Annotated in this window: 9 protein-coding genes and 1 tRNA gene; 8 read left to right on the forward strand and 2 right to left on the reverse strand. The window is 76.4% G+C overall.

Translation table 11 applies throughout. The annotated features are described in order from the left end of the window. A partial coding sequence (locus tag GSF02_RS17790) for a M15 family metallopeptidase (RefSeq protein WP_159798708.1) occupies positions 1–747 on the forward strand: 747 nt, incomplete at its 5' end. Positions 748–805: 58 nt separating this feature from the next. On the opposite strand, the gene GSF02_RS17795 is transcribed toward GSF02_RS17790, so the two are convergent. Further along, a complete protein-coding gene (locus GSF02_RS17795) occupies positions 806–1,444 on the reverse strand; it encodes a CYTH domain-containing protein (protein WP_159798709.1) in 639 nt (212 codons plus the stop codon). Between the two features lie 127 nt (positions 1,445–1,571). On the opposite strand from GSF02_RS17795, the gene GSF02_RS17800 reads away from it, so the two are divergent. Then, positions 1,572–3,170 carry an MFS transporter gene (locus GSF02_RS17800; protein WP_159798710.1) on the forward strand — a complete coding sequence of 533 codons (1,599 nt, stop codon included), beginning with the start codon at positions 1,572–1,574 and terminating at the stop codon, positions 3,168–3,170. A gap of 71 nt (positions 3,171–3,241) precedes the next feature. Here GSF02_RS17800 and GSF02_RS17805 read toward each other — a convergent pair. Further along, positions 3,242–3,314: transfer RNA gene (locus GSF02_RS17805), tRNA-Arg, on the reverse strand. Between the two features lie 154 nt (positions 3,315–3,468). Here GSF02_RS17805 and argS point away from each other — a divergent pair. From argS to GSF02_RS17835, 6 genes are all read left to right on the forward strand, one after another. After that, a complete protein-coding gene (gene argS / locus GSF02_RS17810) occupies positions 3,469–5,136 on the forward strand; it encodes an arginine--tRNA ligase (RefSeq protein ID WP_159798711.1) in 1,668 nt (555 codons plus the stop codon). Beyond that, entirely contained in the window at positions 5,133–6,554 is a 1,422-nt protein-coding gene (gene lysA, locus GSF02_RS17815) for a diaminopimelate decarboxylase (RefSeq protein ID WP_159798712.1), read from the forward strand. Before argS ends, lysA begins: the two co-directional genes overlap by 4 nt. Before the next feature lie 110 nt (positions 6,555–6,664). Next, positions 6,665–7,990, forward strand: a complete 1,326-nt coding sequence (locus tag GSF02_RS17820) for a homoserine dehydrogenase (protein WP_159798713.1) — start codon at positions 6,665–6,667, stop codon at positions 7,988–7,990. A gap of 1 nt (position 7,991) precedes the next feature. After that, positions 7,992–9,089, forward strand: a complete 1,098-nt coding sequence (gene thrC / locus GSF02_RS17825; protein ID WP_159798714.1) for a threonine synthase — start codon at positions 7,992–7,994, stop codon at positions 9,087–9,089. A 38-nt stretch (positions 9,090–9,127) separates the two neighbouring features. Then, entirely contained in the window at positions 9,128–10,072 is a 945-nt protein-coding gene (gene thrB, locus GSF02_RS17830; RefSeq protein WP_159798715.1) for a homoserine kinase, read from the forward strand. A 355-nt stretch (positions 10,073–10,427) separates the two neighbouring features. Next, on the forward strand, positions 10,428–10,656 hold a 229-nt coding region (locus GSF02_RS17835), incomplete at its 3' end, for a Rho termination factor N-terminal domain-containing protein (protein WP_201308987.1).

The following is a 10,656-nucleotide window of genomic DNA, read 5'->3' on the forward strand; positions in this document are numbered from 1 at the left end:
GGTGGCGGCACGCCGCCGGCGACCGCAACCGCGCCGCGCCGCGGCGGCCGCTGGATCCCGCGCGCCGCGGTGCTCGGCACCCTGGCCGCGGCGACCATCGCCGCCCCGTTCGCCTCGGGCCACGGGGCGCAGGGCACCGGGACGCCGGCCGAGGGCGGCACCGCCGCCGGCGGCCCCTCGACGCTCGAGATCGTCCGCCAGCAGGTCGCCGCGCCCGCCACCTCCGCGGGCATCGCGGCGGCGCCGCGGGTGGCGCGGCCCGAGGCGGCGGCGTCGCGCTCCGAGGCGCGCGAGGCGCTGCCCGACTGCGACACCAACGTCACGGTCACGAGCGAGAACGGCCACCTGACCGCCGGGGAGCTGTGCGACCTGTGGCAGGACGGCGAGCAGCTCCAGCCGCGCGCCGCGGACGCGCTCACGGCGCTCAACCAGGCCTTCCGGGCCGAGTTCGGCCGCGACATCCTGCTGGTGGACAGCTACCGGTCGCTCGACCGGCAGGTCTCGGTCAAGGCGTCGCGCGGCTCCTTCGCCGCCCGGCCCGGCACGTCGATGCACGGCTGGGGCCTGGCCATCGACCTCAGCTCGCAGATCACCGGCAACAGCGAGTACTACCAGTGGCTGCTCGCCAACGGCGCGGCCTACGGCTGGGAGAACCCGCCGTGGGCGCAGAGCGGCGGGTCCGGCTCGTACGAGCCGTGGCACTTCGAGTTCCGCCCGGGTGTCGAGGAGATCTCCACCTGGCACTGACGGTCGTCGCGGCGGCGCTGACGGCCGTCGCGCCGTCGGCGGCGCTCCCGAGCGGCGCTCAGGCGGACGGGATCGTGGTGTTCGGCCCGAAGTCCTGCCGGAACCGCGGCCCGGTCCGGGCCAGCTCGGAGGCGAACGCCGCCGACCACCCGCTGTAGGGGTCCAGCGCGAGCGACTCGTTGGAGAACCGCCGGTCGTCGGTCAGCTCGGTCACGCAGAAGTCCGGGATCTGCAGCTCCACCACCGGCCCGGAGCGCTCGCACTCGGCCACGACCAGGGGGCTGTTGGCGCCGCCGAACACGTCGATCGACCAGCCGTCCGCACCCAGCCACGCGGCGTAGCGCGTCTTGAGGACCTGCGCGCCGCCGCGGCGCACCAGCTCGACGCCCACCAGCGGGTCGATCTCCCGCTCCGCCTCGTACCGGGTGCCGCCCGCGGACGGGCCCTTGACCGTGACGGCCGCGAAGTCGACCTGGGCGGCGTGCCGGCGCAGCACCTCCTGCGCGTCGGACTCGGGGCCGAGGCCGGCGTCCACGCCGGACGCCTGGCAGCGCACCCGCAGCGCGTAGCCGCCGTCGGACAGGTAGTAGCTCTGCACGATCAGCGCCGGGGTGTCCCGCAGCGCGTCGGGCAGCGAGCGCACCAGGAACCGGCGCTCGAACTCGAAGTCCGCGTAGCCGGCCGTCTCGTCGGTCATGTCTCTGCGTCCTTTGCCGCGGGGAGGCCGCGGCACCGGTCGGCCCGCGGCGTCCGACCAGCGTAGCGACCGGCCGCGCGCGTACCCGCGGTCAGGCCGAGGATGGGAGTCGGCCGAGGGGGTGGGGATGACGACGACGGCGCAGGCCCCGGGCCGGCGCAGCGCGTGGGCCCCGCTGCGGCGCCCGGTGTTCCGCATGCTCTTCGCGGCGCAGGTGGTGTCGAACATCGGCACCTGGATGCAGACCGTCGGCGCGCAGTGGTTCCTCGTCGAGACGTCGGGCAGCCCGGCGTTCGTCGCGTGGATCCAGACGGCGAGCCAGCTGCCGGTGCTGCTGCTCTCGCTCGTCGCCGGGGTCACCGCCGACCTCGTCGACCGCCGGCGCCTGCTGCTCGTGACGTCGCTGGCCTCCTGCGTCGTGGCCGGCGCGCTCACCGCCGTCACCCTGGCCGGCCGGCTGACGCCGTGGGGGCTGCTCGGCCTGACCTTCCTGCTGGGCTGCTCGGCGGCGATGACCGGGCCCGCCTGGCAGGCCATCCAGCCGCAGCTCGTGCCGCGCGACGAGCTGCCCGAGGCCTCCGCGCTGGGCTCGATCGCCGTGAACTCGGCCCGGGCCGTCGGCCCGGCGGTCGCCGGGGTGGTCGTGTCGGCCACCGGGCCCGCCGCGGTGTTCGCGCTCAACACGCTGTCCTTCCTCGCGGTCACCGCCGCCCTGCTCGCCTGGCGCGAGGACGCCCTGCCCGTGCGCACCGTGCGCGAGCGTGCCTGGCCCGGCCTGCTCGCGGGCCTGCGCTACGTCCGCTCCGCGCCGAGCGTGCGCCGCATCCTGCTGCGCTGCGCCCTGTTCGCGCTGCCCGGCAGCGCGCTGTGGGCGCTGCTGCCGTCCGCCGCCCGCGACCTCATGGGCACCGACGCCGCGGGCTACTCGCTGCTGCTCGCCCTGCTCGGCGCCGGCGCCATCGCCGGGGCGGTGGCCATGCCCCGGCTGCGGGCCGGCCTGTCGCGGTCCTGGCTGCTGGCCGGCGGTGCCCTCCTGTTCGCCGTGGGCACCGCGGCCGCGGGCTGGCTGCCCCTGCCGGCCGCCGCCGCGGGCGCCCTCGTCGCCGGCGTGGGGTGGCTGACCTGCCTGACCACGCTCAACGCCACGATGCAGCTCGCCCTCGCCGGCTGGGTGCGCGCCCGCGGGCTGGCCACCTACATGCTCGTCTTCATGGGCTCGCAGGCGCTGGGGTCGTTCCTGTGGGGCGCCCTGGCCGACGCCGTCGGCGTGCGCGCCGCGCTGACCGCCGCGGCCGCGGCCCTGGTGCTGGTCGCGGCGTCGGTGCCGGCGCTGCCCCTGCGCGCGCACAGCGGGGCCATGGACCGCTCGGTGGTGCCCCTGTCGTCGACCATGCCGACGCTCGAGCTCGACGCGCCGCCGGCCACCCCCACGGCCGTGGTGCTCGCCTACCGGGTGCGGCCGGAGAACATGGCGGCCTTCACCGCGGCGATGCGCGACGTGCGGCTGGCCCGCGAGCGGTCCGGCGGCACCAGCTGGCAGCTGCTGCGCCGCACCGAGGACCCGGCGCAGCTGGTCGAGACGTACGTGGCGCCCTCGTGGGAGGAGCACGAGCTGCAGCACACCGTGCGCTGGACGGGGTACGACGCGCAGGTGCTGGCGCGGGCGGTGGCGCTCGCGGAGGGCGAGCCGACGGTGGCGCACTACCTCGTCCAGGGGGTGCGGTAGCCGGGCGCTGGGGCGCCCGCGCACCGGGGACGACGAAGGCCCCCGCCGCGAGCGGCGGGGGCCTTGCGAGGTGCGCCCGAAGGGATTCGAACCCCCGACCTTCTGCTCCGGAGGCAGACGCTCTATCCACTGAGCTACGGGCGCGTGGCCCGCGGCGTGCGCCGCAGGACCGCGTACGAGACTACCAGCAGTCGGGCGCTGCCCCTGCACCGGCCCGTGCGGTGGCCGGACGAGGAGGCCCCGTCCGAGGCGGGAAGTGCCGGCCCGCCCCGCCCCCGCCGGTCGATAGGATCGCCTCGTGACCCCCGACCAGCTCTCCGGAGCCCTCAGCGCTGCCCTCGCCTCGGCCGTGGCCGACGGCGCCCTCGCCCTGCCCGCCGACGCCGTCCCGACGTCGGTGCACGTGGAGCGACCCCGGCAGCGCGAGCACGGCGACTGGGCGACGAACGTGGCGCTGCAGCTGGCGAAGAAGGCGGGCACCACGCCGCGCGCGCTCGCCGAGGAGCTGGCGCGCCGGCTCGAGGCCGCCGACGGCGTGAAGTCGGTCGAGGTCGCCGGCCCCGGCTTCCTCAACATCACGCTCGCCGCCGGCGCCGCCGGCGAGCTGGCGCGCACCGTGGTGACGGCGGGCGCCGCGTACGGCCGCGGCGACGCCCTGGCGGGCCAGGTGCACAACCTCGAGTACATCTCGGCCAACCCCACCGGCCCGCTGCACATCGGGCACACCCGCTGGGCGGCGCTCGGCGACGCCCTGGTGCGCATCATGCGCGCGGCCGGCGCCCAGGTGACCGCCGAGTACTACATCAACGACGCCGGCGCGCAGATGGACCGCTTCGGCGGCTCGATCCTCGCCCGCGCCCGCGGCACCGAGGTGCCCGAGGGCGGGTACCGGGGCGAGTACGTCAAGGAGCTCGCCGCCCAGGTGCTCGAGGCCCGCCCCGACCTGCTCGAGCTGCCCGAGGAGGAGGCGCTCGCCGTCGCGCGCGAGGAGGGCTACCGCCTGCAGCTCGCCGAGATCCGCCAGGTGCTCGAGAGCTTCGGCGTGCACTTCGACGTGTGGTTCTCCGAGCGCACGCTGCACGAGTCGGGCGCCGTCGAGCAGGCCGTGGCGCGCCTGCGCGAGCAGGGCCACGTCTTCGACCACGAGGGCGCCGTATGGCTGCGCACCACGGACTTCACGGACGACAAGGACCGCGTGATGATCCGCGCCAACGGCGAGCCCACGTACTTCGCCGCGGACGCCGCGTACTACCTGTCGAAGAAGGACCGCGGCTTCCCGGGCAAGATCTACCTGCTCGGCGCCGACCACCACGGCTACATCAACCGCCTCAAGGCGATCGCCGCCTGCGCCGGCGACGACCCGGAGACGAACATCGAGGTGCTGATCGGGCAGCTCGTCAACGTGGGCGGCGCCAAGCTGTCCAAGCGCGCGGGCAACATCATCGAGCTGCGCGACCTCGTCGAGTGGATCGGCAAGGACGCGGTGCGCTACTCGCTGTCCCGCTACCCGGCCGACACGCCGCTGGAGCTGCAGGGCGAGGACATGCTCAAGCAGACCAACGACAACCCGGTCTTCTACGTGCAGTACGCCCACTCGCGCACGTGCGCCGTGGACCGCAACGCCGCCGACCGCGGCGTCGCGCGCACGCGCCCGGACGGCACCGAGGCGTTCGACCCGTCGCTGCTGACCCACGAGACCGAGTCCGTGCTGCTGGGCCGCCTCACCGAGTTCCCGCGCATCGTCGGCCAGGCGGCCGAGCTGCGCGAGCCGCACCGGGTCGCGCGCTACCTCGAGGCGCTGGCCGGCGACTACCACAAGTGGTACGCCGAGTGCCGCGTCCTGCCGTACCCCGACGAGGAGGTCACCGACCTGCACGGCACCCGCCTGTGGCTCAACGACGCCGTGCGCCAGGTGCTGGCCAACGGGCTCGACCTGCTCGGCGTCAGCGCCCCGGAGCGGATGTGAGCGCCTACCTGACCGAGCAGCCCGGGGTCGACCCGGGCGCCGCCGGCCGCCTCGGCGAGCCGTGGCCCGCCACCGCCCGCCGCCGCGACGACGGCGAGCTGGAGGTCGGCGGCGTCGGCGTCCGGGAGCTCGCCGCGCAGCACGGCACGCCCGCGTACGTGCTCGACGAGGCCGACTTCCGGGCCCGCGCCCGGGCGTACCGCACCGCGTTCGCCGAGGCGTTCGCCGCGGTGGGCACCGAGACCGACGTCTACTACGCGGGCAAGGCGCTGCTGACCGTGGCGGTGGCCCGCTGGGCGGCCGAGGAAGGGCTGGGCGTCGACACCGCGTCGGGCGGCGAGCTCGCCGTCGCGCTGCGCGCCGGCGTGCCGGTCGCCGAGGTGGGCCTGCACGGCAACAACAAGTCCGCCGCGGAGGTCGCCACGGCGCTCGAGGCGGGGATCGGGCGGATCATCGTCGACTCCCTGGCCGAGGTCGAGATGGTGGCGGACGTCGCCGCCGCGCGCGGCGTCGTCGCGCCCGTCATGGTGCGGGTGACCACCGGCGTGCACGCCGGCGGCCACGAGTACATCTCCACCGCGCACGAGGACCAGAAGTTCGGGCTGTCGGTCAACCCCGTCGACGGCGGCGACGCCCCGGCGATGCGTGCCCTGCTCGCCGTGGTCGAGCGACCGTCCCTGCGGCTGCTGGGCATCCACTCGCACATCGGGTCGCAGATCCTCGACCCGGCCGGCTTCGAGGTCGCCGCGCGCGCCGTGCTCACGCTGCGCGCCGAGCTCGCCGGGCGCACCGGCGTGCTCGTCGAGGAGGTGGACCTCGGCGGCGGGTACGGCATCGCCTACCTGCCCGGCGAGGCCGCGCTCGACCCGCGCGCCGTGGCCGGCGACGTCGCCCGCGCCGTCGCGGACGTGTGCCGCGAGCTCGGCACCCCGCTGCCGCGCGTCTCGATCGAGCCGGGCCGCTCGATCGTGGGCCCGGCCGGCATCACGCTCTACACGGTCGGCACGGTCAAGCCCGTGGCGGTCACGGCGCAGGACGGGTCCACGTTCACGCGCCTGTACGTGTCCGTGGACGGCGGCATGAGCGACAACATCCGCCCCGCGCTGTACGGCGCGCAGTACCACGCCGAGGTCGTGGGCCGGGCGTCGGACGCCGCGCCGGTGCTCGCGCGCGTCGTGGGCAAGCACTGCGAGAGCGGCGACATCGTCGTGCACGAGGTGCGGCTGCCCGGGGACGTGCGCGCCGGCGACCTGCTCGCCGTCGCCGCCACCGGGGCCTACGGGCGCTCCATGGCGTCGAACTACAACCTGCTCACGCGCCCGCCCGTCGTCGCCGCCACGGGCGGCGCCTCGCGCGTGCTCGTGCGTCGCGAGACCGTCGACGACCTGCTCGCCCTCGACGCCGACGCCCAGGCCTGAGCCGGTGGCCGCCCGGCGGGCGCGGCGCCCGTCCGTGGACGCCCCGCCGGGCGCCGGCCCCGAGCCCCTATCCTGACCCCGACCCCCCGTCCCGCCCGGAAGGTGGACCCGTGCCCGGAACTGCGAGCCCGACCCCCCTGCGCGTCGCGCTGCTCGGCTGCGGCGTCGTCGGCACCGAGGTGGCCCGCGGGCTGCTGACCGGCGCCGCCGACCTCGCGGCGCGCGTCGGCGCCCCGCTCGAGCTGGTCGGCGTGGCGGTGCGCGACCTCGAGACCGAGCGCGACCCGGCCGTCCCGCGCGAGCTGCTGACCACCGACGCCGAGAAGCTGGTGGAGTCGGCGGACATCGTCGTCGAGGTGATGGGCGGCATCGAGCCGGCGCGCACGCTGCTGCTGCGCGCCATCGCGGGCGGCGCGTCGGTCGTCACCGCGAACAAGGCGCTGCTCGCCGAGCGCTGGCCGGAGCTGTTCGAGGCCGCCGACGCCGCGGGCGTCGACCTGTCCTTCGAGGCCGCCGTCGCCGGCGCCATCCCGATCGTGCGGCCGGTGCGCGAGTCCCTCGCGGGCGACCACGTGCGCCGCGTGCTGGGCATCGTCAACGGCACCACGAACTTCGTGCTCGACCGCATGGCCACCGACGGGCTGGAGCTCGAGGAGGCCGTGCGCGAGGCGCAGGCCCTGGGCTACGCGGAGGCCGACCCGACCGCCGACGTCGACGGGTTCGACGCCGCCGCGAAGGCCGCCATCCTCGCCTCGCTGGCCTTCCACACCCGGGTGTCGATCGACGACGTGGCGCGCGAGGGCATCCGCGCGGTCACGGCCGACGACGTCGCCGCCGCCGCGGCGACCGGGCACACCGTCAAGCTGCTCGCCATCGCCGAGCGCACCGCCGAGGGCGTGTCCGTGCGCGTGCACCCCGCGCTCGTGCCGACGGACCACCCGCTGGCCGCCGTCCGGGGCGCCTTCAACGCCGTGTTCGTGGAGGCCGACGGCGCCGGCCCGCTGATGTTCTACGGGCAGGGCGCCGGCGGCCGCCCGACGGCCTCCGCCGTGCTCGGCGACGTCGTCTCCGCCGCGCGCCACCGCGTGCTGGGCGGCAAGGGCCCGCAGGAGTCCGCGTACGCCTCGCTGCCGCTGCTGCCCGCCGACGCCGCGACCACCCGCTACCAGGTGCGGCTCGTCGTCGACGACCGCCCGGGCGTGCTCGCCCAGGTGGCGGGCGTGCTGGCCGAGCACGGCGTGTCCATCGACACCGTGCGGCAGTCGGCGCTCGGGGCCGAGGCCGCCGAGGGTGCCGACCCGGCGGGCGCGACCGCGAACCTGCTGCTGACCACCCACCGGGCGCGCGAGGCCTCCCTCGCCGCCACGGTGGCCGCGGTCGCCGGCCTCGCGCCGGTCCGCGAGATCACCTCCGTCCTGCGAGTCGAGGGAGCCTGACATGCCCGGACCGGTGCGCCAGTGGCGCGGGGTCGTCACCGAGTACGCCGACCGCCTGCCGGAGCACGTGCGCCGCACCGTGGTGACGCTGGGGGAGGGCGGCACGCCGCTCGTCCCGGCGCCCGCGCTGTCGGACCGCACCGGCGCCGAGGTGTACGTCAAGGTCGAGGGCATGAACCCGACCGGGTCGTTCAAGGACCGCGGCATGACCGCGGCGATCTCCGCCGCCGCCGACCGCGGGGCCCGCGCCGTCGTGTGCGCCTCCACCGGCAACACCTCGGCGTCGGCCGCCGCCTACGCCACGCGCGCCGGGATGACCTGCGCGGTGCTGGTGCCGGACGGCAAGATCGCGATGGGCAAGCTGAGCCAGGCCATCGCGCACGGCGCGATGCTGCTGCAGGTCGACGGCAACTTCGACGACTGCCTGGTCGCGGCGCGCAAGCTCGCCGAGGCCTACCCGGTCGAGCTGGTCAACTCGGTCAACCCCGACCGCATCGAGGGCCAGAAGACCGCAGCGTTCGAGGTGGTCGACGCCCTGGGCGAGGCCCCGGACATCCACTGCCTGCCGGTCGGCAACGCGGGCAACATCACCGCGTACTGGAAGGGCTACCGCGAGTACGCAGGCTTCGACGCCGGCGCCACGCTCGAGGCCGTGGCCACCCGCACCCCGCAGATGTGGGGCTTCCAGGCCGCCGGCGCCGCGCCGATCGTGCTCGGCCACCCGGTCACCGAGCCCGAGACCGTCGCCACGGCCATCCGGATCGGCAACCCCGCGTCGTGGAAGCAGGCCGAGGCGGCCCGGGACACCTCCGGCGGCGTCATCGAGGCGGTGACCGACGAGCAGATCCTCGCCGCGCACCGCGTGCTGTCCAGCGAGGTCGGCGTGTTCGTCGAGCCGGCGTCGGCCGCCGGCGTCGCCGGCCTGCTGTCGCGCGCCGAGCGCGGCCTCGTCCCGGCCGGCGCGCGCGTGGTGGTGACCGTGACCGGGCACGGGCTCAAGGACCCGGCCTGGGCGCTGCGCACGGCCGACGGCGGCGAGGTCCAGCCCACCCGCGTGGGCGCCGACGTCGTCTCGATCGCCGACGCGCTCGGGCTCTGACGCCCGGGCCGCCCCGCAGACCGGCAGCAGGAGACCGCATGCAGCTCGGAGCCGACCACGTCGTGGTCCGCGTGCCCGCCACCAGCGCCAACCTCGGCCCGGGCTTCGACGCCCTGGGCCTGGCCCTGGCCCTGTACGACGAGCTCGAGGTGCGCCTCGTGGCGACCGACGACGTCGTCGTCGAGGTGTACGGCGAGGGCGCCGGCGAGGTGCCCACGGGGGAGGACCACCTGGTGGTGCGCGCGCTGCGCCGCACCCTCGAGGTGGCGGGAGCGCCGCAGACGGGCCTGCGTCTGACCTGCTCGAACGCTATCCCGCACGGTCGCGGCCTGGGGTCGTCGGCCGCCGCCGTCGTCTCCGGGATCGTCGCCGCGCGCGCGCTGCTCGCCGACCCGCAGTCCCTCGACGCGACCGCGGTGCTGGAGCTCGCGACGGCGTTCGAGGGGCACCCGGACAACGCCGCCCCCGCGATCCGCGGCGGCGCGACGGTGGCCTGGACCGGCACCGACGGGCCCCGCGCGTCCGGTCTGCAGCTCGACCCGCGGCTCACCGCCACCGTGCTGGTGCCGCGCTCCCGGCTGGCCACCAGCCACGCCCGGTCGGTGCTGCCCGAGGTGGTGCCGCACGCCGACGCCGCCTTCAACGCCGGGCGCGCCGCGCTGCTCGTCGAGGCGCTCGCCCGCCGCCCCGAGCTCCTGCTCGAGGCCACCGAGGACCGGCTGCACCAGCAGTACCGCGCCGGGGTCATGGCGGCCTCGGCCGAGCTGGTGCGCGCGCTGCGCGCCGAGGGGTTCGCGGCCACCGTCTCCGGCGCCGGGCCCACCGTCCTGGTCCTCGCCGAGGAGTCCCGGCGGCGCGAGCTCGACGCCGTGCTGGCCGGGCTGGTCGACGCGATGGCGGGCTGGCGCGCGCTGCGCCCGGGCATCGACGTCGACGGGGCGCGGGCGCGCCGGGTCGCCGCACCGGCGGCGCCTGGCCGCTGACAGCCGGTGATATGATGGCCTGAGCCTTCGGGTACTGGCCCGCGACCGGCGAGTTCACACGATCGGATGCACCGGGACGGGACCGGACCAGGCGCACCCCCTCCGACCCGGCGACGACCCCCGTGCCCCGCACGTGCGTCCCCGCCACCCCGGACGGGTGCCGCGCGTCGCGCTCGAGCCGGCGGCCCCCCGCCGACCTCGCCCGCGCGAAGGCCACGACAACCCCCGTCAGCCGACGTCGTCGTAGCACTGATGCGAGGTTTCACGCGTCCCGGCGCTCGTGCCGGACGCTCGCCCACCGGCGGCCCCAGTCGATCTGTCCCGGGCCGCCGCGAACGAGGGGGAAGGGTCCTTCGTGACGAACACCACCGAAACCCGGAGCACGTCCGGGTCGCTGAGCTCGATGCGTCTCGCCGAGCTGCAGGCGATGGCCTCCCAGATGGGGGTCAAGGGCACGTCGAAGATGCGCAAGGGAGACCTCGTCGAGGCCATCCGCACCGCGCGCTCGGGCGGCCAGCCCGACAAGTCCACGGCGGCGGCCCCGGCCGCGCCCGCGGGCGACGGCTCGGCCGAGCGCCCGCAGC

Source organism: Puerhibacterium puerhi (assembly GCF_009846865.1).
GTDB classification, from domain to species: domain Bacteria; phylum Actinomycetota; class Actinomycetes; order Actinomycetales; family Cellulomonadaceae; genus Puerhibacterium; species Puerhibacterium puerhi.

Coding starts and splice junctions, on each gene's coding strand:
- thrB (WP_159798715.1), top strand. CDS start 9,128: ATGCAGCTCGGAGCCGACCACGTCGTGGTCCGCGTGCCCGCCACCAGC.
- thrC (WP_159798714.1), top strand. CDS start 7,992: ATGCCCGGACCGGTGCGCCAGTGGCGCGGGGTCGTCACCGAGTACGCC.
- GSF02_RS17800 (WP_159798710.1), top strand. CDS start 1,572: ATGACGACGACGGCGCAGGCCCCGGGCCGGCGCAGCGCGTGGGCCCCG.
- GSF02_RS17795 (WP_159798709.1), bottom strand. CDS start 1,444: ATGACCGACGAGACGGCCGGCTACGCGGACTTCGAGTTCGAGCGCCGG.